Source organism: Streptomyces sp. 3330 (assembly GCF_031456635.1).
Classification (GTDB): Bacteria; Actinomycetota; Actinomycetes; order Streptomycetales; family Streptomycetaceae; genus Streptomyces.
Map to the genome: position 1 here is coordinate 178974 of NZ_JAVDVA010000018.1, position 21987 is coordinate 200960.

Below are 21987 nucleotides of genomic sequence, written 5' to 3' on the forward strand. Positions count from 1 at the left end.
GTTCTTACTCCTCGTCCTCGAGCCAGCCCATGGTCCGCTCGACGGCCTTGAGCCAGCTCTTGTACTCACGGTCGCGGGTCTCCGCGTCCATGCGGGGGGTCCACTCGGCGGCCCGGCGCCAGTTGGCGCGCAGTTCGTCGGTGCTGGTCCAGAAGCCGACGGCGAGGCCGGCGGCGTAGGCGGCGCCGAGGCAGGTGGTCTCGGCGACCATCGGGCGCACCACGGGGGCGTCCGCGAAGTCCGAGAGCGTCTGCATCAGCAGGTTGTTGGAGGTCATGCCGCCGTCGACCTTGATCGCCGCGAGTTCGACGCCGGAGTCCTTCGTCATGGCGTCGGTGATCTCACGGGTCTGCCAGGCCGTGGCCTCCAGGACGGCGCGCGCGAGGTGCGCCTTGGTGACGTACCGGGTGAGGCCGGCGATCACACCGCGGGCGTCGGAGCGCCAGTACGGGGCGAACAGACCGGAGAAGGCCGGCACGAAGTAGGCGCCGCCGTTGTCCTCGACCGAGAGCGCGAGGGTCTCGATCTCGGCGGCGGTGGAGATCAGGCCCATCTGGTCGCGCATCCACTGCACCAGCGAACCGGTGACGGCGATCGACCCTTCGAGGGCGTAGACCGCCTTCTGGTCGCCGATGCGGTAACCGACCGTGGTCAGCAGGCCGTTGTAGGAATTGACCGGCTTCTCACCGGTGTTCATCAGCAGGAAGGTGCCGGTGCCGTAGGTCGACTTGGCCTCGCCCTCCGCGAAGCAGGTCTGGCCGAACAGGGCCGCCTGCTGGTCGCCGAGCGCGGAGGCGACGGGGATGCCGCCGAGCAGGTCGCCCAGCTTGCCGCCGGTGATCTCGCCGTAGACCTCGGCGGAGGAGCGGATCTCCGGCAGCATCGCCAGCGGGACGCCGATGGACTCGGCGATCTTCTCGTCCCACTGCATGGTGTGCAGGTTCATCAGCATGGTGCGGGAGGCGTTGGTGACGTCGGTGACGTGCTTGCCGCCGTTCACACCGCCCGTCAGGTTCCAGATGACCCAGGTGTCCATGGTGCCGAAGAGGATGTCGCCCGCCTCGGCGCGCTCCCGCAGGCCGTCGACGTTGTCGAGCAGCCAGCGGGCCTTCGGACCGGCGAAGTACGAGGCGAGGGGAAGGCCCGTCTCGCGGCGGAAGCGGTCCTGGCCGACGTTGCGGCCGAGTTCCTTGCAGAGGGCGTCGGTGCGGGTGTCCTGCCAGACGAGGGCGTTGTGGACGGGCTGACCGGTGTTCTTGTCCCACAGCAGCGTGGTCTCACGCTGGTTGGTGATGCCGATCGCCTTGATGTCGTCGCGGGTGATGCCGGCCTTCGCGACGGCCCCGGCGACGACCTCCTCGACGTTGGTCCAGATCTCGGTGGCGTTGTGCTCCACCCAGCCCGGCTTGGGGAAGATCTGCTCGTGCTCCTTCTGGTCGACGGAGACGATGCGGCCGTCCCGGTCGAAGACGATGCAGCGCGAGGACGTGGTGCCCTGGTCGATGGCGGCGATGAAGGGGCCGGCGGTGTGCGCGTCGGTCACGGTGTGCTCCTGGGTTTCCGTGGTGAGGGGGCTGTCTGTACGGCGCTGCTGACTACGCGGTGTGGCTGGTGCACTCAAGCAAAAGCGACGTTGTAGATACCCGCAGCGATCGCGCCGCCGATCAGCGGACCGACCACCGGGATCCAGGCGTAGCTCCAGTCGGAGCCGCCCTTGTTGGGCAGGGGCAGGAGGGCGTGCACGATGCGCGGGCCGAGGTCACGGGCCGGGTTGATCGCGTAGCCGGTCGGGCCGCCGAGGGACAGACCGATCGAGACGACCACCAGCGCGGTGATCAGGGCGCCCAGGGTGCCGAGGCCGTTGCCCTTGTCGTTCAGGCCCTGCGTGAGCACGGCGAGGACGAGCACGATGGTGCCGATGATCTCCGTGGCGAGGTTCTGCCAGACGACCCGGACCTCCGGGCCGGTGGAGAAGACGCCCAGGACCGGGCCCGCGGCCGGCTCCCGCGCCTCGACCGACTTGGCCTTCGCGGTCTCCGCCGCCGGCTCGCCGACGATCTCCCTGTCGGTGAGGTGCGCGTGGAACTGGCCGTAGTAGGCGACCCAGACCAGGGTGGCGCCGATGGCGGCACCGAGCAGCTGCCCGGCCCAGTAGACCGGAACGTTGCTCCAGTCGTCGTCCTTGATCGCGAGTGCGAGGGTGACCGCCGGGTTGAGGTGGGCGCCCGACAGGGGCGCCGAGGTGTAGACAGCCGTCAGAACGGCGAAACCCCACCCGAAGGTGATGGCGAGCCAGCCGGCGTTACGGGCCTTGGAGGCCTTCAGCGTGACGGCGGCGCAGACGCCACCGCCGAGCAGGATGAGTATGGCGGTACCGATGGTCTCGCCGATGAAGATGTCGGAGCTGGACACCCGCGACTCCTTTGTCCTTCGTCCAGGGAAGCCGAACCCCGGGTCCCGCCGGGGGTTCGAGCGCCCTCGGGGGTGAGAGCGATGCCGGCCTTTGGCGTTGTCACACTCTAGCGCGTATTGCCGTTAGGTGTTCGACAATGTCGACCGGTGGACGGGAGTCTTGCCGCGCTGTTACGTGTGCGTCAAGAGTGTTGTTATCGAAAGTGCGATCGTTATTGATCGCCGCGAGTTATCGATCTTCGCGTCGGTGCGGACGTACTCGCCCTTTTTGACCGTTTCGCTTGGCTTTCATATGGTTGTCCAGGCGCATGACGAAGGCCGGAACGTCGTAGGACGTCCCGGCCTGCTCTCGTGTGCTGCGAAGCGGTGGGTCGAGCGGCGGGGCGGACGTCCGGCCGGGCGGCGGGACGCTCAGAAACGCCCTGCGCCCAGGTCGCGCGAGACCGCGCGGGCGCAGTCCCGCACCGCGGCGATCAGCTCGGGGCGCACTTCGCCGTCCCGGCCGAGCCGCTCCACCGCGCCGGTGATGCCGACCGCGCCCACGGGCATGCGCCGCCGGTCGTGGATGGGCGCGGCGATGGAGGCGACGCCCTCCCAGGTCTCCTCGACGTCGGCCGCGTATCCCCGCGCGCGGGTCAGGTCGAGGACCCGCTCGAAGGCCTCCGTCTCGCACACCGTGCGGTCCGTGAACGGCTTGCGCTCGGCCTCCAGGACCTCGCTGTGCGCCACCGGGTCGTAGGCCGACAGCACCTTGCCCAGGGCCGTGGAGTGCAGCGGCTGCATGGCCCCGATCTCCAGCACCTGCCGGCTGTCGTCGGGCCGGAAGACGTGGTGCACGATCAGCACGCCCTGCTGGTGCAGCACCCCCAGGTGGACGCTCTCGCCGCTGGAGCGGGCCAGGTCGTCCGTCCAGACGAGGGCACGCGCGCGCAGTTCGTGCACGTCCAGGTAGGTGGTGCCCAGGCGCAGCAGCTCCGCGCCGAGCTGATACCGCCCGGAGGCGTCGTCCTGCTCGACGAAGCCCTCCTGCTGGAGGGTGCGCAGGATGCCGTGGGCGGTGGCCTTGGCCAGGCCCGTGGACGAGGCGATGTCCGACAGGCCCAGGCGCCGCTCGCCACCGGCGAGCAGCCGTAGCATCGCGGCCGCACGTTCGACCGACTGGATGTTCCGAGCCATCGCCGCCCTGCCTCCGTCCCCTGAACCGTCCACGCACGGCATCTTCTGCCACCGTTCGGCAATGTCGAACACTACCGGTCCATGCCGACCTCTCGCTAATGTTCGGTCGATACGTGTTACGCCATTCGCCTCCACGGAGTGACGCGGCCGTCGCACGCTCGTGCTCCGCTCGCGCCCCGGTCGTGCCCGGCTCGGGTACGGCTCGTGACCGGCCGGTGAAAGGCCGCCGCGCCCGTCCGTCCCGTGGACGCCCCTGACCATAAGGCCTCCGTCCCGGCTACCCTGACGGCGTGCGCTCGTCCCGGGAAGCCTTCCTGCCCGCATCCTGAGGTGACGCAAAGCCGACAGCCGTCGCATCTGAGGGAGCCCTTTCATGGCCTCTGTGCCGCCGACCCCTTCCGCCGACAGCCGGACCCGTGTGTCCGCGCTCCGAGAGGCCCTGGCCACCCGTGTGGTGGTGGCCGACGGAGCCATGGGCACCATGCTCCAGGCCCAGGAGCCCACCCTCGAGGACTTCGAGAACCTCGAGGGCTGCAACGAGATCCTCAACGTCACCCGGCCGGACATCGTCCGCTCCGTGCACGAGGAGTACTTCGCCGCGGGCGTGGACTGCGTCGAGACCAACACGTTCGGCGCAAACCACTCGGCCATGGCCGAGTACGACATCCCCGAGCGTGTGTTCGAGCTGTCCGAGGCGGGCGCCCGGATCGCCCGCGAGACCGCCGACGCCTTCGCCGCCCGCGACGGACGCACCCGCTGGGTACTGGGCTCGATCGGCCCCGGTACCAAGCTGCCCACCCTCGGCCACATCGCCTACGGCACCCTGCGCGACGGCTTCCAGGCCAACGCGGAGGGACTGCTGGCCGGCGGCGCGGACGCCCTGATCGTGGAGACCACGCAGGACCTGCTCCAGACGAAGTCCTCCGTCCTCGGCGCCCGGCGCGCCATGGAGGCGACCGGTGTCGAGGTGCCGCTGCTGGTCTCGATGGCGTTCGAGACGACCGGCACCATGCTGCTCGGCTCCGAGATCGGCGCGGCCCTGACCGCCCTGGAGCCCCTCGGCATCGACATGATCGGCCTGAACTGCTCGACGGGCCCCGCCGAGATGAGCGAGCACCTGCGCTACCTGGCCCGCCACTCCCGCACCCCGCTGCTGTGCATGCCCAACGCCGGTCTGCCGATCCTCACCAAGGACGGCGCCCACTTCCCGCTCGACGCCGAGGGCCTGGCCGACGCCCAGGACACCTTCGTGCGCGACTACGGGCTGAACCTGGTCGGCGGCTGCTGCGGCACGACGCCCGAGCACCTGCGCCGGCTCGTGGAGCGGGTCAGCGGGACCTCGCCCGCCGAGCGTGACCCGCGCCCCGAGCCCGGCGCCGCCTCGCTCTACCAGACCGTCCCGTTCCGCCAGGACACCGCCTACATGGCGATCGGCGAGCGCACCAACGCCAACGGCTCCAAGAAGTTCCGCGAGGCCATGCTGGAGGGCCGGTGGGACGACTGCGTGGAGATGGCCCGCGACCAGATCCGCGAGGGCGCGCACATGCTCGACCTGTGCGTCGACTACGTGGGCCGCGACGGCGTCGCCGACATGGACGAGCTGGCCGGCCGCTTCGCCACCGCCTCCACGCTGCCCATCGTCCTGGACTCCACCGAGGTCCCGGTCATCCGGGCGGGGCTGGAGCGGCTCGGCGGCCGCGCGGTCATCAACTCGGTGAACTACGAGGACGGCGACGGCCCCGAGTCCCGCTTCGCCAAGGTCACCGAGCTGGCCCGGGAGCACGGCGCCGCGCTGATCGCGCTGACCATCGACGAGGAGGGCCAGGCCCGCACCGTCGAGACGAAGGTCGCCATCGCCGAGCGGCTCATCGACGACCTGACGACGAACTGGGGCATCCAGGAGTCGGACATCCTCATCGACACCCTGACCTTCACCATCTGCACCGGCCAGGAGGAGTCCCGGCAGGACGGCATCGCCACCATCGGGGCGATCCGCGAACTCAAGCGCCGCCGCCCCGACGTGCAGACCACGCTGGGCCTGTCCAACATCTCCTTCGGCCTGAACCCGGCCGCGCGCATCCTGCTCAACTCGGTCTTCCTCGACGAGTGCGTGAAGGCGGGCCTGGACTCGGCGATCGTGCACGCGTCGAAGATCCTGCCGATCGCCCGCTTCAGCGAGGAAGAGGTCAACACCGCCCTCGACCTGATCTACGACCGGCGCGCCGAGGGCTACGACCCCCTCCAGAAGCTGATGGCGCTGTTCGAGGGCGCCACCACCAAGTCCCTCAAGGCCGGCAAGGCCGAGGAACTGGCCGCGCTGCCGCTGGACGAGCGCCTCAAGCGCCGGATCATCGACGGCGAGAAGAACGGCCTGGACGCCGACCTCGCCGAGGCCCTCGAGACCCGCCCGGCCCTCGACATCGTCAACGACACGCTCCTGGACGGCATGAAGGTGGTCGGCGAACTGTTCGGTTCCGGCCAGATGCAGCTGCCGTTCGTGCTCCAGTCCGCCGAGGTCATGAAGACCGCCGTCGCCTACCTCGAACCGCACATGGAGAAGTCGGACGCCGAGGGCAAGGGCACCATCGTGCTGGCCACCGTGCGCGGCGACGTCCACGACATCGGCAAGAACCTCGTCGACATCATCCTGTCCAACAACGGCTACAACGTCGTCAACCTCGGCATCAAGCAGCCGGTCTCCGCGATCCTGGACGCCGCCGTCGAGCACAAGGCCGACGTCATCGGCATGTCGGGTCTGCTGGTCAAGTCCACGGTGATCATGAAGGAGAACCTGGAGGAGCTGAACCAGCGCAAGCTGGCGGCCGACTACCCGGTGATCCTCGGCGGCGCCGCCCTGACCAGGGCCTACGTCGAGCAGGACCTGCACGAGATCTACCAGGGCGAGGTCCGCTACGCCCGCGACGCCTTCGAGGGGCTGCGCCTGATGGACGCCCTGATCGGCGTCAAGCGCGGGGTGCCCGGGGCCGTGCTGCCGGAGCTGAAGCAGCGCCGGGTCCGCCCGAGCGCCACCGTCGTCGAGACGGAGGAGCGCCCGGAGGAGGGCCACGTCCGTTCCGACGTCGCCACCGACAACCCCGTCCCGAAGCCGCCGTTCGAGGGCACCCGCGTCATCAAGGGCATCCAGCTCAAGGAGTACGCCTCCTGGCTCGACGAAGGCGCCCTCTTCAAGGGCCAGTGGGGCCTGAAGCAGGCCCGCACCGGCGAGGGCCCGAGCTACGAGGAACTCGTCGAGACCGAGGGCCGGCCCCGGCTGCGCGGCCTGCTGGACAAGCTCCAGACCGACAACCTCCTCGAGGCGGCCGTCGTCTACGGCTACTTCCCGTGCGTGTCCAAGGACGACGACCTGATCATCCTGGACGAACGGGGCAACGAACGCACCCGCTTCACCTTCCCCCGCCAGCGCCGCGGCCGCCGGCTGTGCCTGGCCGACTTCTTCCGCCCGGAGGAGTCGGGGGAGACGGACGTCGTCGGCTTCCAGGTCGTCACCGTCGGCTCCCGCATCGGCGAGGAGACCGCGCGGCTCTTCGAGTCGAACTCCTACCGCGACTACCTCGAACTGCACGGCCTGTCCGTGCAGCTCGCCGAGGCCCTCGCCGAGTACTGGCACGCGCGCGTGCGTTCCGAACTCGGCTTCGCGGGCGAGGACCCGGCCGACGTCGAGGACATGTTCGCCCTGAAGTACCGCGGCGCCCGCTTCTCGCTCGGCTACGGCGCCTGCCCCGACCTGGAGGACCGCGCCAAGATCGCCGAGATGCTCGAGCCCGAGCGGATCGGCGTCCACCTGTCGGAGGAGTTCCAGCTCCACCCCGAGCAGTCCACGGACGCCATCGTGATCCACCACCCCGAGGCGAAGTACTTCAACGCACGGTGACGCGTGTGCCACCGAGCACACTGATCGGATAAGTCGTACACTGGTCGGTCCACCGAAGGCCGGTTCCCCGCAGCGGGAACCGGCCTGCTCGTCCCTCCAGGAGGTATGTGGATGACCAGTACGGTTCCCGCGCCAGTAACCCGTACGGCCGAGGGCTCCGCCCTGGAGGCCGTGCTGCTCGACATGGACGGCACCCTGGTGGACACCGAGGGCTTCTGGTGGGACGTCGAGGTGGAGGTCTTCGCCGGTCTGGGCCACACCCTCGACGACTCGTGGCGCCATGTCGTGGTCGGCGGGCCGATGAGCCGCAGCGCCGGATTCCTGATCGAGGCGACCGGGGCCGACATCGACCTCGCCGCGCTCACCGTCCTGCTCAACGAGGGGTTCGAGGACCGCATCACCCGGGCTCTGCCCCTGATGCCGGGCGCCGCCCGGCTCCTCGCCGAACTGGCCGAGCACGAGGTGCCCACGGCCCTCGTCTCCGCCTCCCACCGGCGCATCATCGACCGCGTCCTGATCTCGCTCGGCGCCGAGAACTTCCGCCTGAGCGTGGCCGGCGACGAGGTCCCGCGGACCAAGCCCTACCCCGACCCCTATCTGTTCGCGGCCGCCGGGCTCGGCGCGGACCCCGCCCGGTGCGCCGTCATCGAGGACACCGCGACCGGGGTGGCCTCGGCCGAGGCGGCGGGCTGTCACGTGGTCGCGGTGCCCTCCGTGGCGCCGATCACGCCGTCCCGCGGCCGTACCGTCGTCCCCTCGCTGGAACAGGTCGACCTCGCATTTCTGCGGGACCTGATGCCGCTCCGATGATCGGCATCTCGAACATTGGTGATCGCCCGATGACGGAAATGCGATAGGCGTTCACCCAGCGTGCACCGCCGATAGCCAGGAATTTCGGCGCGCGTGCGCGGTGAAATTCCGATCTTCGGCCAGTCCTCGGCGGCGGCCGAATTCCACCCCGTCCGAACCCTGTGCGGCGTGTGACGTTCCCCACCTGTCCGGGGGTCGACAGTTGACTCTCTGTGTGCATGAAGCCCTGCCGGGGAGGGCTTCCGCGGGTCTTTGTGTCCCGATTGATGGGCGGCTGTACGAATCCTTCCGCTGAGGGTTGTTCAGTGCGTCCGCGGCCGGTTTCACAGCGTGATGGAGTTTCAACTCCGGTGACCGTCAACCCTCGTGCCGGTGCGGACTAATCTCATCGCGAGAACCTCGCCCTAACCCCGTGATCCGCCGCGACACCCCTGCATGCCGGGTACACGGACTCGACAGCTCTGGAGAAACTCGAGCATGAACCGCAAGACTTTGGTGCTGCCGGCCGTGGTAAGTCTGCTCGCGCCCGTACTCGCCGCCTGCGGCGGGTCCGACAGTGGTAGCGGCAGTGGGGACGCCATCGTCATGGGCACCACGGACCGGTTCACCGTCACCAAGGACGCTCCGGCGCCCCTCGACCCGGCGTACTCCTACGACGTCGGCACCTGGAACATCCTGCGCCAGACCGTGCAGACGCTGATGATCCAGCCCAAGGGCGAGGGCGAGCCCGTCCCGGAGGCGGCCCAGAGCTGCGGCTTCACCGACACCGGCAACGAGCGCTACGCCTGCAAGCTGCGCAGCGGCCTCAAGTTCGCGAACGGCGACGCGGTCACCGCCGAGGACGTCAAGTTCTCCATCGAGCGCGCCCGCACCATCAAGGCCGACTCCGGTGTGTTCGCCCTGCTGTCCACGATCGACACCATCGAGACGCAGGGTGACAACGAAGTCATCTTCCACCTCAAGACCGCCGACGCCACTTTCCCCTTCAAGCTGTCGACTCCGGTCGCCGGCATCGTCAACCCCGACGACTACGAGAAGGACAAGCTGCGCGACGGCTTCTCGATCGACGGCTCCGGCCCCTACACCCTCAAGGCCGAGACCGACGGCGACGAGATGACGAAGGCGGTCTTCACCAAGAACCCCCACTACAAGGGGACTCTGACGGTGAACAACGACCAGGTCGACATGGTCTCGTACGAGAACGCCGACGACATGGGCACCGCCCTCGAAAAGGGCGACATCGACCTGATGACCCGCACCATGTCGCCGGAGCAGATCCAGAAGCTCTCCGAGGCCTCCGCGACCAGCGACATCAGCCTCGTCGAACTCAACGGCCTCGAGATCCGCTACCTGGCCTTCGACACCACCGACCCGGCGGTCAAGTCCAAGGCCGTGCGCCAGGCGATGGCCCAGATCATCAACCGCAGCGAGCTCGTCTCCGAGGTGTACGGCTCCCAGGCCGAGCCCCTCTACTCGCTGGTCCCGGCCACGCTCACCGCGCACTCCAACTCGTTCTTCAACACCTACGGCGACCCGAGCGTCGCCAAGGCCAAGGCGCTGTTGGAGGACTCGGACATCACCACCCCGGTGAAGCTGACGCTGAACTACACGACCGACCACTACGGCCCGGCCACCAAGCAGGAGTTCGAGGTGCTGCAGAAGCAGCTCAACGCCAGCGGCCTGTTCGACGTCACCATCAAGGGCACCGCCTGGGACGCGTTCGTCCCGGCCGAGCGCAAGGGCGAGTACGCGGTCTACGGGATGGGCTGGTTCCCCGACTTCCCCGACGCCGACAACTTCGTCGCCCCGTTCCTCGACAAGGACAACTTCCTCAAGTCCCCGTACTCCAACGCGGACATCATCGACGACCTGATCCCGTCCTCCCGCCGCGAGGCCGACCGCCTCAGCGCCGCCAAGGACCTGACCAAGATCCAGGACATCGTCGCCAAGGACGTCCCGGTCCTGCCGCTGTGGCAGGGCAAGCAGTACGTGGCCGCGAACAACGACGTCACCGGCACGGCCTACGTGCTGAACTCCTCCGCGACCCTGCAGCTCTGGGAGCTCGGCCGCGGCGTGAGCAACTGACGCACCCCCCTTCCGGGGCCCGGGACGGCGGCCCCGGTGTGCAGAGAACCGACGACAAGGCATTTTGTGAACGTGCGTAACCAGTGGCCAGTCCTGCCGATCGTGGCGGGACTGGCCTCCGGCCTGTTGACCGGCTGCGGCACCCAGAGCGGCGGCTCCGCGGGTGACGCCTCCTCCGTGGTCCTCGGGATGTCCGACGACGTCCTGGCCACGGACCCGGCCTCGGGCTACGACCCGGGATCCTGGCTGTTGTTCAACAACGTCTTCCAGTCCCTGCTGAGCTTCCCCAAGGGCGGCACGGAACCCGAGCCGGACGCGGCGCGGGAATGCTCCTTCACGGACACGCGGACCCAGGTCTACACGTGCACGCTGAAGGACGGGCTGAAGTTCAGCAACGGCGACGCGCTCACCTCCGAGGACGTCAAGTTCTCCTTCGACCGCATGCTGAAGATCAACGACGCCGCCGGCCCGGCCGTCATGTTCCCCACGCTCGACAAGGTAGAGACACCGGACGCCAAGACGGTCGTCTTCCGGCTCGGGGTCCCCGACGCCACCTTCCCCAGCAAGATCGCCTCGGGCGCCGGCTCCATCGTCGACCACGCCGAGTACGACGCCGACAGCCTGCGCGCCGACGGCGCCGCCGTGGGCTCCGGCCCCTACAAGCTGGACTCCTTCGGCGACGACGAGGCCGTGTTCTCCGTCAACGAGAACTACCGGGGCAGCGCGGGCGAGGCCCAGAACACCGGCGTCACCCTCAAGTTCTTCAGCGGCGACCAGAAGGCCCTGAAGCAGGCCCTGCTCGCGAACGAGATCGACATCGCCTACCGGGGCCTCACCGCCGCCGACGTCTCCGACATCCAGCAGAGCACCGCCGACGGTGGCGCCGAGGTCGTCGAGGGCAGCAGCGCCGAGGTCCAGCACCTCGTCTTCAACATGGACGACCCGGTCGCCGGGAAGCTCGGCGTCCGCCGGGCCATCGCCCATCTCATCGACCGCGAAGCCCTGATCAAGGACGTCTACGAGGGCACCGCCGAACCCCTCTACTCGATCGTCCCGGCCGGTATCGCGGGCCACAACACCGCGTTCTTCGACCGCTACGGCGCCCGCCCCTCCCGGGCCGCGGCCGCCGCGGCGCTCGCCGACGAGGGCATCACCGGCAAGGTGAAGCTCACCCTCTGGTCCACGCCGACCCGCTACGGCCCGGCCACCGACCAGGAACTCAAGGCGATCGCCGCCCAGTTGAACGCCAGCGGACTGTTCGACGCCGACGTGCGCTCCGTCGCCTACGGCCAGTACGAGAAGGACGTCGCCGCCGGCAAGTACGGCGTGTACGTCAAGGGCTGGGTGCCCGACTACCCGGACGCCGACAACTTCACCTCGCCGTTCTTCGGCAAGGGCAACGTGCTGGGCAACCACTACGCCGACACGGCCATCACCGGCACGCTGGTCCCGCGCACCGCCGCGCAGAGCGACCGCACCGCCACCGACGCGGACTACGCCGAGATCCAGGACATCGTCGCCAAGCAGGTGCCCGTCCTGCCGCTCTGGCAGGCCAAGCAGTACGCGGTCGTCGGCGAGAACGTCTACGGCCTGGAGAGCTGCCTGGACGCCTCCACGGTGTTCCGCTTCTGGGAACTCAGCAAGAGCTGACGCCCTGACAGCCGCACGCGACGAAGGCGCCCCCCGGCCGGGGGGGCGCCTTCGCTCCTTCACATCCCGCGGCCACCGCGGTTCCTGCGGCTCCCGCGGTTCCTCCGCGCTACTGCGCGCCGGGGCGCACCAGACCGCTCTCGTACGCGTACACCGCCGCCTGGACCCGGTCGCGCAGCCCCAGCTTGTTCAGCACGTGACCCACGTGCGTCTTCACGGTGGTCTCGCTGACGAAGAGGTCGGCGGCGATCTCGGCGTTCGACAGCCCGCGCGCCACCAGCTTGAGCACCTCCACCTCACGGTCGGTGAGCGTGTGCAGGGTGTCCGGCACCGGCTCGTCGCCGGAGGGCAGATGCGTGGCGTACTTGTCGAGCAGCCGGCGCGTGATGCTCGGCGCCAGCATGGCCTCACCCGAGGCCACCACCCGGATCGCCTGCACCAGTTCGTTGGCGGGCGCGTCCTTCAGCAGGAACCCGCTCGCGCCGGCCCGCAGCGCCTCCACCACGTACTCGTCGAGGTCGAAGGTGGTCAGCACCAGCACCTTCGCCGGTCCGTCCCGCCCCGGCCCGGTGATCTGCCGGGTCGCCTCCACCCCGTCCATCCGCGGCATGCGGATGTCCATCAGCACCACATCGGGCTGCAACGCCCGCACCTGGTCGAGGGCCTGGAGGCCGTCTCCGGCCTCGCCGACGACCGCGAGATCCTGCTCGGCTTCCAGGATCATCCGGAAGCCGGTACGCAGCAGCGGCTGGTCATCGACCAGTAGGACGCGGATGGCCACGTATGTCTCCTTCTTTAGCCCGGCCCCATTCTGCCCTGAGCCCCGTCCGCGGACTCCGCCGCCCTCACGGGCAGTGTCACGGGGAGCGGATACGGCGGGGGAGTGCCGCCGAACTCCGGGCAGTGGGCCTGGTGATCGCACCAGCCGCACAGCTTGGTCGGCCGCGGCCGCCACTCACCCGTCTCCGTCGCCAGCCGGATGGCGTCCCACAGGGCGAGCAACTTGCGCTCCACCCGCTCCAGATCGGCCAGGACCGGGTCGTAGGTCAGCACGTCACCACTGCCCAGGTACACCAGCTGAAGGCGGCGGGGGACGACGTTCTTCAGCCGCCACACCACCAGGGCGTAGAACTTCATCTGGAACAGCGCGCCCTCGGCGTACTCGGGCCGGGGCGCCTTGCCGGTCTTGTAGTCGACGATCCGCACCTCGCCCGTGGGCGCGACGTCGACCCGGTCGATGATCCCGCGCAGCCGCAGCCCCGAGTCCAGCTCCGCCTCGACGAACAGTTCCCGCTCCGCAGGCTCCAGCCGTGTCGGATCCTCCAGCGTGAACCACCGCTCGACCAGCCGCTCCGCCTCCACCAGCCAGCCGGCCAGCCGCTCGCCCTCCGGATCGTCGGCGAACAGCTCCACGACCTCCGGCCGTGTCTCCCGCAGCCGGTCCCACTGGCCCGGGATCAGCGACTTGGCCCGCGGCGCGGTCCGCTCGGCCGCCGGCGCGTCGAACAGCCGCTCCAGGACCGCGTGCACCAGCGTGCCCTTCGTGGCCGCCGGGCTCGGCTTCTCCGGCAGCCGGTCGATCACCCGGAACCGGTACAGCAGCGGGCACTGCATGAAGTCACCGGCCCGCGAGGGCGACAGCGAGGCGGGCGCCTTGGCCCCGACGGCCGTCGCCACCCCTCCGGGGGCGACCGCCTCCACCGCCTCGGGGCCGATCGCCTCGACCGGCTCGGCGACGACCGCCTCCGGAGCGACCGGCACCGACGCGCTCGCCTCCGTGTGTGCCGGAACCTCCACGGCACCGCCGTCGCCCGCCCGGGCGACACCCTCGTTGCTGCTCTCCATACCCCAGACCTTACGGCCCGCCACTGACAGTGACCCGGTCCGCGGACCCCGGCTCGCCCCGAACACCGGCGACGACCGGGGAAACGCGGGGGGGTGCCGGGGCGGAACACGTCACGACCGCCGCATACCATCGGTCCGAGACCCTTCCGCCCTGTACGAGCGGGAGACGCTTCGACGAGGGGACACCGTGGTGGAAAGCGGCGGGACCGGGCGGCCGCGGCCGGACAACGAAGAGTCGGCCGAGCACCCCGCGACACCTGCGTCCCCGGCCACCGACCTCGCGAAAACCCCGGGCCCCGGCACCCCCGGCACGGAACCCGAGCCGACCGGGCCCGAGGCGACGCCGCCGGGCGAGGCCGCACCCGCCGAAGCCGAGGCCGACGGCGGCGCACCGCAGACGCCCTCGGCACCCGGTGACGACCACCGCGCGACCGGTGCGCACGCGGACGAGCACCACGAGACCGAGAGCGGGGCCGGGACCGGTGCCGGTGCCGGAACCGGGTCCGAGGCGGGGGGCGAATCCGGGACGACCGCCGGGGCCGCGACGAGCGGGGCCGCGACCGGGCAACCGGTGCCTCCCGCTCTCACCCCCACGCTTCCCAAGGGCCCGCCGCCCCAGCGCCCCCCGGAGCAGCCGCGCGGCGGCCTCCTCATGGGCCGTCCCTTCGGCGTCCCCGTCTACGTGGCGCCCAGCTGGTTCCTCGTCGCCGCCCTCATCACCTGGGTCTTCGGCAACCAGCTCGACCGCGTGCTCCCCGAACTCGGCGCCCTGCGCTACCTCGTCTCCCTCTTCTTCGCGGTCGCCTTCTACGCCTCCGTGCTCATCCACGAACTCGCGCACACCATCGCCGCCCTCCGCTTCAAGCTCCCGGTCCGCCGCATCCAGCTCCAGTTCTTCGGCGGCGTCTCCGAGATCGAGAAGGAGGCCGAGACCCCCGGCCGGGAATTCTGGCTCGCCTTCGTCGGCCCGCTGCTCTCCCTGGTCCTCGCCGGTGTCTTCTACCTCGCCCTGCAGCCCGTGGAGCCCGGCACCGTCCCGGGCGTCCTGCTGGCCGGGCTGATGATCTCCAACCTCATCGTGGCGATCTTCAACCTGCTGCCCGGCCTCCCGCTCGACGGCGGCCGCATGCTCCGTGCCGTCGTCTGGAAGCTCACCGGCAAGCCCATGAACGGCACCATCGCCGCCGCCTGGGTCGGCCGCGCCCTCGCCGTCTCCGTCCTCATCGGCCTGCCGCTGCTCACCCAGTCCGGCGCCCTCGGCTCCAGCGCCGAGGACAGCGTCGGCATGGACACCGTCACCGACGCCCTCCTCGCGGCCATCCTCGCCGCGATCATCTGGACCGGCGCCGGCAACAGCCTGCGCATGGCCCGTCTGCGCGAACACCTCCCCGAGCTGCGCGCCCGCACCCTCACCCGGCGTGCCGTCCCGGTCGAGACCCACACCCCGCTCTCCGAGGCCCTGCGCCGCGCCAACGACGCCGGCGCCCGCGCCCTCGTCGTCGTCGACGCCCATGGCGAACCCCTCTCCCTCGTCCGCGAGGCCGCCATCGTCGGGGTGCCCGAACACCGCCGCCCCTGGGTCGCCGTCAGCGGCCTCGCCCAGGACCTCACCGAGGGCATGCGGGTCTCCGCCGAGCTGGCCGGGGAGGACCTCCTCGACGTCCTGCGGGCCACCCCCGCCACCGAGTACCTCGTGGTCGAGGAGACCGGCGAGATCTTCGGCGTCCTGTCCGCCGCCGACGTCGAGCGCGCCTTCGTCAAGGCCATGGCCAGGCCCTCCTAGCCGGGTCGTCCCCGTGGTCGGCGGCCCCGGCAAACCCCGGTAGGCTGTTCACATGTCCGAACCGACCGGTGCCGCCCGCAGGCGCGGGCCCTTCAAGGTCGGGGACCAGGTTCAGCTGACCGACCCCAAGGGCCGCCACTACACGTTCACGCTCGAGGCCGGGAAGAACTTCCACACCCACAAGGGTTCCTTCCCGCACGACGAACTGATCGGTGCTCCCGAGGGCAGCGTTGTCCGCACCACCGGGAACGTCGCCTACCTCGCGCTGCGCCCCCTGCTCCCCGACTACGTCCTGTCCATGCCCCGCGGGGCTGCCGTCGTCTACCCGAAGGACGCGGGGCAGATCCTCGCCTTCGCCGACATCTTCCCCGGCGCCCGCGTCGTCGAAGCCGGCGTCGGCTCCGGCTCGCTCAGCAGCTTCCTGCTGCGCGCCATCGGCGACCAGGGCATGCTGCACAGCTACGAGCGCCGCGAGGACTTCGCCGAGATCGCCCAGCAGAACGTGGAGCGCTACTTCGGCGGCCCGCACCCCGCCTGGCAGCTCACCGTCGGCGACCTCCAGGACAACCTGTCCGACACCGACGTCGACCGCGTCATCCTCGACATGCTCGCCCCCTGGGAGTGCCTGGAGGCCGTCTCCAAGGCGCTCGTGCCCGGCGGCATCCTGTGCTGCTACGTGGCCACCACCACCCAGCTCGCGCGCACCGTCGAGTCCATCCGCGAGATCGGCTCCTTCAACGAGCCGACCTCCTGGGAATCGATGATCCGCAACTGGCACGTGGAGGGCCTGGCGGTCCGCCCGGACCACCGGATGATCGGTCACACCGGCTTCCTGCTCACCGCCCGTCGCCTCGCCGACGGCGTCGAGCCGCCGATGCGCCGCCGCCGCCCCGCCAAGGGCGCCTACGGCGAGGACTACACCGGTCCCAATGCCGACGGAGGCAGCGGCCGCTGACGCCGCCCCAGCACACCGTTCAACGGCAAGGCGCCCCGACCGAGTTCCCGGACCCACCCGGAACTCGGTCGGGGCGCCTCGTCGTTGGCGGCGGCCGGACACCCTCGCCCGCCGGTCCGGCGCCGGTCGGCACGGCCCGCCGCCGTGGGGCGCGGCCCCGGACGGCGCGTCCGATATCCCGGACCCCGCCGTTCCCCCGGCCTGTGACGTGTGGCACGATGCTGGCCGATCCCCCAGCCCCACCGGCACAGCCACCACAGGAGACACTGCCAGTGCAGCAATCCGTCCTCCCGGAACTGGCACACACCCACACCCGGCCGATCCACTGGGTCGCGACCGCGGCCGCCGTTGCCGGCGTCGTCGCCCTCTCCTCGCTCCTGCAGCCCGGACCCGCGACCGCCGCCCAGGCGGCGGGCCCGGCCGCCGCGCCCACTCCCGCCACCACCGCGGCCCCCGGCACCGCCGGCGTCGACTTCCCGCTCGCATGCGGCCCCGTGCAGGCTCTCGTGGTCAAGAAGGCGAGCGGGGACCTCGACGGCGACGGCGTCCCGGAGACCGTCGCGGTGGTCCACTGCGACGCCCCCATGGGAACCCCGCCCGACGGCGTGTACGTGCTCACCCAGGGCGCAGACAGCACGCGCGCGCGCGTGGTCGCGACCCTGGTCGACCCCAAGGCCCGCAACACCGTCACGAGCCTCTCCGTCGCCGACGGAGCCGTCCTCGCCACGTTCCTCGGCTACTCCACGGCCGACGTGCCCAGTTGCTGCCCCGACGTGAAGGAGAGCGCCAAGTGGCAGTGGAAGGACGACAGGTTCGTCCGCTCGACCCCGGCGGGCGCGCACAGCGTCTGATCCGGACCGCCGAGCTGTGAGAAATCAGACAGTCTTCACATTCCGCGTCCGGCGGGTCACTCCGCGTCCGGACCGTAGACCTCGACGCTGTCCGAAACGCGTCGCACGTGGATGCAGTCGCCCGGGCACTCCCGCGCCGAGTCCACCACGTCCGTCAACAGCGGCAACGGCACCGGGGTCGTGGCCCCCTTGGCCTGGAGCAGTTCGTCGTCGGCGCCCTTGACGTAGGCCAGACCGTCGATGTCCAGCTCGAACACCTCCGGCGCGTACTGGGCGCAGATCCCGTCGCCGGTACAGAGATCCTGGTCGATCCAGACCTCGAGGTCCTCGCTGCCGACACCGGCCTCCTGCTGCACGCCCATATCTCCTGCCGTTTACTGTCGAGCCGCAAGGGAACCATGCAGGCTCTGACGGGTGTTGAACACTTCGACCCTACCCTCGGCGGCTTCCGGACCGTGTTCGGTGGGTATTCCCCTGGCGTGAGGGAGAGCGCAAGGGTGAAGATCGGACACACCCCGACAGTCTTTGTGATCTAGGGGTTTCAATCGACACCCACCCAGGTAGGGTCTGGAAGCGTCCAGCTCCCCTTGGAGGAGGTGAGGACCGTGGCAGCCCACGACGACGACATGAACCGCGGCATCCGCCCGGGACGAGGGTCCGACGACCCGTCCGGGCAGATTGCCTACCTTGAGCAGGAGATCGCCGTCCTGCGACGCAAGCTCGCCGACTCTCCGCGGCACACGAGGATTCTCGAAGAGCGGATCGTCGAGCTACAGACAAACCTGGCCGGCGTGTCCGCCCAGAACGAGCGACTCGCGAACACACTCCGTGAGGCCCGCGACCAGATCGTGGCCCTCAAGGAAGAAGTCGACCGGCTCGCCCAGCCGCCGGCCGGCTTCGGTGTCTTCCTCACGGCGAACGAGGACGGCACGGCCGACATCTTCACCGGGGGCCGCAAGCTCCGGGTGAACGTCAGCCCCAGCGTCGAGCTCGAAGAGCTCCGGCGCGGCCAGGAAGTGATGCTGAACGAAGCGCTCAACGTGGTCGAGGCCATGGAGTACGAGAGCGTCGGCGACATCGTCACCCTCAAGGAGATCCTGGAGGACGGCGTACGCGCCCTCGTGCAGGGGCACACCGACGAGGAACGGGTGGTCCGGCTCGCCGAGCCGCTGCTCGACGTCGTCATCCGCCCCGGCGACGCCCTGCTGCTCGAACCGCGCTCCGGCTACGTCTATGAGGTCGTTCCCAAGAGCGAGGTCGAGGAACTCGTCCTCGAAGAGGTTCCCGACATCGGCTACGAGCAGATCGGCGGGCTCGGCGGGCAGATCGAGATGATCCGCGACGCCGTGGAGCTCCCGTACCTCTACCCCGACCTCTTCAAGGAGCACGAGCTGCGCCCGCCCAAGGGCGTCCTGCTCTACGGACCTCCCGGATGCGGCAAGACGCTCATCGCCAAGGCCGTCGCCAACTCGCTGGCCAAGAAGGTCGCCGAGGTCACCGGCCAGGCCACCGGCAAGAGCTTCTTCCTCAACATCAAGGGTCCCGAGCTCCTCAACAAGTACGTCGGCGAGACCGAGCGGCAGATCCGCCTGGTCTTCCAGCGTGCGAGGGAGAAGGCCTCCGAGGGCACCCCCGTCATCGTCTTCTTCGACGAGATGGAGTCCCTCTTCCGCACCCGCGGCTCCGGCGTGAGCTCGGACGTGGAGAACACCATCGTCCCGCAGCTCCTCGCCGAGATCGACGGTGTCGAAGGCCTGCAGAACGTGGTCGTCATCGGCGCCTCCAACCGTGAGGACATGATCGACCCCGCGATCCTGCGCCCCGGCCGTCTCGACGTGAAGATCAAGATCGAGCGACCGGACGCCGAAGCGGCCAAGGACATCTTCCAGAAGTACCTCACCGAACGCCTTCCCCTGCACGCCGAGGACGTGGGCGAACACGGAGGCGACCGGACCACCACCGTCCAGAGCATGATCCAGACGGCCGTGGAACACATGTACGCCGAATCCGAGGAGAACCGCTTCCTGGAGGTCACCTACGCCAACGGTGACAAGGAAGTCCTCTACTTCAAGGACTTCAACTCCGGCGCGATGATCGAGAACATCGTCGGCCGCGCCAAGAAGATGGCGATCAAGGACTTCCTCGACCACAACCAGAAGGGCCTTCGGGTCTCCCATCTCCTCCAGGCGTGCGTGGACGAGTTCAAGGAGAACGAGGACCTGCCGAACACCACCAACCCCGACGACTGGGCCCGGATCTCCGGAAAGAAGGGCGAACGGATCGTCTACATCCGTACCCTCATCACCGGAAAGCAGGGCGCGGACACCGGACGCTCCATCGACACGGTGGCGAACACCGGACAGTACCTGTAGGACCAGGGCGGCTGCGGGTGCCCACCACGGGTACCCGCAGCCGACTGCTTTTCCGGGCCACGGCTGGAGCAAGGCAATGACGCAAATGATCTCCCCACCAGCGCGGAGGCGTTCTAGGCTCTTCCGTACCGCCGGGTCGCGCAGTGCGGGGACGGGCACCGCACACGCGCCGGAGCACCACCGGTATCTGAGCGGCGCCCACGACCGAGGGTGCCGCCGGGCAAGGAGGGCCGCATGACCGTACGGCGAGTAATGGGCATCGAGACGGAGTACGGCATCTCCGTCCCCGGCCACCCCAACGCCAATGCCATGCTCACCTCGTCCCAGATCGTCAACGCCTACGCGGCGGCGATGCACCGGGCCCGCCGGGCCCGCTGGGACTTCGAGGAGGAGAACCCGCTGCGGGACGCGCGCGGTTTCGACCTCGCCCGCGAGGTCGCCGACTCCAGCCAGCTCACCGACGAGGACATCGGCCTCGCCAACGTCATCCTCACCAACGGGGCGCGGCTCTACGTCGACCACGCGCACCCCGAGTACAGCTCGCCCGAGGTCACCAACCCCCGCGACGCCGTCCTCTGGGACAAGGCCGGCGAGCGGATCATGGCCGAGGCCGCCGAGCGTGCCGCCGCACTGCCCGGCGCGCAGCCCATCCACCTCTACAAGAACAACACCGACAACAAGGGCGCCTCCTACGGCACGCACGAGAACTACCTGATGAAGCGGGAGACCGCCTTCTCGGACATCGTGCGCCACCTGACGCCCTTCTTCGTCTCGCGCCAGGTGGTCACCGGCGCGGGTCGCGTGGGCGTCGGCCAGGACGGCCACGAGCACGGCTTCCAGCTCAGCCAGCGCGCCGACTACTTCGAGGTCGAGGTCGGCCTGGAGACGACGCTGAAGCGCCCGATCATCAACACGCGCGACGAGCCGCACGCGGACGCGGAGAAGTACCGGCGCCTGCATGTGATCATCGGCGACGCGAACCTCTCCGAGATCTCGACGTATCTGAAGCTGGGCACGACGGCCCTGGTCCTGTCGATGATCGAGGACGGCTTCATCGCCGTGGACCTGGCGGTCGACCAGCCGGTCCGCACCCTCCACCAGGTCTCCCACGACCCGACGCTGAAGCGGCTGGTCACCCTGCGCAGCGGCCGCACGCTCACCGCGGTCCAGCTGCAGATGGAGTACTTCGAGCTGTCGCGCAAGTACGTGGAGGAGCGGTTCGGCGCGGACGCCGACGACCAGACGAAGGACGTCCTCGCGCGCTGGGAGGACACCCTGAACCGCCTGGAGAACGACCCCATGAGCCTCGCCGGCGAACTGGACTGGGTCGCCAAGCGGGAGCTCATGGAGGGCTACCGGCGCCGTGACGGCCTCGACTGGGACGCCGCCCGTCTGCACCTCGTCGACCTCCAGTACGCCGACGTACGGGCCGACAAGGGCCTCTACAACCGTCTCGCGGCCCGTGGCCGCATGAAGCGCCTGCTGGACGAGAGCGAGGTCGAGCGGGCCGTCACGAAGCCCCCGGAGGACACCCGCGCGTACTTCCGCGGCCGCTGCCTGGAGCAGTACGCCGACGACGTCGCGGCGGCCTCCTGGGACTCGGTGATCTTCGACCTGCCGGGCCGGGACTCGCTCCAGCGCGTCCCAACCCTCGAACCTCTTCGCGGAACGCGAAATCACGTCAAGGCGCTCCTGGACCGCTGCCGCACGGCGGAAGACCTGGTCAAGGTGCTCTCGGGCGGCTGAACGACCACCCGGACGCAACCTCTCCGGCGGGGTGGAAAGCCTCCCGTGAGGGAATCATCGAGGTGGCCCCCGTACGTTGTGGAAACTGCGGGGCCGATGTCGGACCCGGCTTGTAGGGTCTGATCATCACCGATCGGCAGGAATGCCGACCTGTCGACCATGTCGGGCGAAAGAGCGGGGTGAGGGTTATGGCGACCAAGGACACCGGCGGCGGCCAGCAGAAGGCGACGCGCTCCACGGAGGAGGTCGAGGAGCAGGCGCCCGAGGCGCAGGCATCGGAGGACCTCAAGGAGCGCCAGGAGAAGCTGAGCGACGACGTGGACTCCGTTCTGGACGAGATCGACGACGTCCTCGAGGAGAACGCCGAGGACTTCGTTCGCAGCTTCGTTCAGAAGGGTGGCGAGTAGCCT

Annotated in this window: 16 protein-coding genes; 10 read left to right on the forward strand and 6 right to left on the reverse strand. The window is 69.6% G+C overall.

Translation table 11 applies throughout. From position 1 onward, the window contains the following. Window positions 1-4: 4 nt before the first annotated feature. The 3 genes from glpK to J2X68_RS27780 all read right to left on the reverse strand — a co-directional run bounded on the left by glpK (window position 5) and on the right by J2X68_RS27780 (window position 3588). On the reverse strand, window positions 5-1543 hold the full coding sequence (glpK, locus tag J2X68_RS27770; protein ID WP_310435305.1) for a glycerol kinase GlpK: 1539 nt from the start codon (window positions 1541-1543) through the stop codon (window positions 5-7). Between the two features lie 74 nt (window positions 1544-1617). Next, complete coding sequence (locus J2X68_RS27775) at window positions 1618-2412, reverse strand: MIP/aquaporin family protein (RefSeq protein ID WP_310435306.1); 795 nt, start codon at window positions 2410-2412, stop codon at window positions 1618-1620. 411 nt (window positions 2413-2823) lie between these two features. Then, window positions 2824-3588 (reverse strand): IclR family transcriptional regulator, encoded by a 765-nt coding sequence (locus J2X68_RS27780; protein WP_057602149.1) that lies wholly within the window; start codon window positions 3586-3588, stop codon window positions 2824-2826. Window positions 3589-3961: 373 nt separating this feature from the next. Between J2X68_RS27780 and metH the strand changes: the two genes are divergently transcribed. From metH to J2X68_RS27800, 4 genes are all read left to right on the forward strand, one after another. Continuing rightward, window positions 3962-7480, forward strand: a complete 3519-nt coding sequence (metH, locus tag J2X68_RS27785; protein WP_310435307.1) for a methionine synthase — start codon at window positions 3962-3964, stop codon at window positions 7478-7480. Between the two features lie 111 nt (window positions 7481-7591). Beyond that, window positions 7592-8290 (forward strand): HAD family phosphatase, encoded by a 699-nt coding sequence (locus J2X68_RS27790; RefSeq protein WP_310435308.1) that lies wholly within the window; start codon window positions 7592-7594, stop codon window positions 8288-8290. A gap of 477 nt (window positions 8291-8767) precedes the next feature. Then, window positions 8768-10375, forward strand: a complete 1608-nt coding sequence (locus J2X68_RS27795) for an ABC transporter substrate-binding protein (RefSeq protein WP_310435309.1) — start codon at window positions 8768-8770, stop codon at window positions 10373-10375. A 66-nt stretch (window positions 10376-10441) separates the two neighbouring features. Next, window positions 10442-12025, forward strand: a complete 1584-nt coding sequence (locus J2X68_RS27800) for an ABC transporter substrate-binding protein (RefSeq protein ID WP_310435310.1) — start codon at window positions 10442-10444, stop codon at window positions 12023-12025. A 109-nt stretch (window positions 12026-12134) separates the two neighbouring features. On the opposite strand, the gene J2X68_RS27805 is transcribed toward J2X68_RS27800, so the two are convergent. Continuing rightward, window positions 12135-12806, reverse strand: coding sequence for a response regulator transcription factor (locus J2X68_RS27805; RefSeq protein WP_020128315.1), 672 nt, complete (start codon window positions 12804-12806; stop codon window positions 12135-12137). Between the two features lie 14 nt (window positions 12807-12820). Continuing rightward, window positions 12821-13870 (reverse strand): RecB family exonuclease, encoded by a 1050-nt coding sequence (locus J2X68_RS27810; RefSeq protein WP_310435311.1) that lies wholly within the window; start codon window positions 13868-13870, stop codon window positions 12821-12823. Window positions 13871-14057: 187 nt separating this feature from the next. Between J2X68_RS27810 and J2X68_RS27815 the strand changes: the two genes are divergently transcribed. The 3 genes from J2X68_RS27815 (at window position 14058) to J2X68_RS27825 (ending at window position 17459) form a co-directional block, all read left to right on the forward strand. Next, window positions 14058-15653 (forward strand): site-2 protease family protein, encoded by a 1596-nt coding sequence (locus tag J2X68_RS27815; protein ID WP_310435312.1) that lies wholly within the window; start codon window positions 14058-14060, stop codon window positions 15651-15653. Between the two features lie 52 nt (window positions 15654-15705). Beyond that, window positions 15706-16608 (forward strand): tRNA (adenine-N1)-methyltransferase, encoded by a 903-nt coding sequence (locus tag J2X68_RS27820; protein WP_046261810.1) that lies wholly within the window; start codon window positions 15706-15708, stop codon window positions 16606-16608. Between the two features lie 272 nt (window positions 16609-16880). After that, the gene (locus tag J2X68_RS27825; RefSeq protein ID WP_310435313.1) at window positions 16881-17459 is read left to right on the forward strand and encodes a hypothetical protein; all 579 of its coding nucleotides are present in this window, start codon (window positions 16881-16883) and stop codon (window positions 17457-17459) included. Between the two features lie 56 nt (window positions 17460-17515). On the opposite strand, the gene J2X68_RS27830 is transcribed toward J2X68_RS27825, so the two are convergent. After that, window positions 17516-17821: a ferredoxin gene (locus J2X68_RS27830; RefSeq protein WP_310435314.1), complete on the reverse strand. Its 306-nt coding sequence runs from the start codon at window positions 17819-17821 to the stop codon at window positions 17516-17518. A gap of 243 nt (window positions 17822-18064) precedes the next feature. Between J2X68_RS27830 and arc the strand changes: the two genes are divergently transcribed. The 3 genes from arc to J2X68_RS27845 all read left to right on the forward strand — a co-directional run bounded on the left by arc (window position 18065) and on the right by J2X68_RS27845 (window position 21984). After that, the gene (arc, locus tag J2X68_RS27835) at window positions 18065-19831 is read left to right on the forward strand and encodes a proteasome ATPase (RefSeq protein ID WP_020665692.1); all 1767 of its coding nucleotides are present in this window, start codon (window positions 18065-18067) and stop codon (window positions 19829-19831) included. 234 nt (window positions 19832-20065) lie between these two features. After that, window positions 20066-21577 (forward strand): depupylase/deamidase Dop, encoded by a 1512-nt coding sequence (dop, locus tag J2X68_RS27840; protein WP_310435315.1) that lies wholly within the window; start codon window positions 20066-20068, stop codon window positions 21575-21577. A gap of 188 nt (window positions 21578-21765) precedes the next feature. Further along, the gene (locus J2X68_RS27845; protein WP_020128324.1) at window positions 21766-21984 is read left to right on the forward strand and encodes a ubiquitin-like protein Pup; all 219 of its coding nucleotides are present in this window, start codon (window positions 21766-21768) and stop codon (window positions 21982-21984) included. Window positions 21985-21987 lie beyond the last annotated feature (3 nt).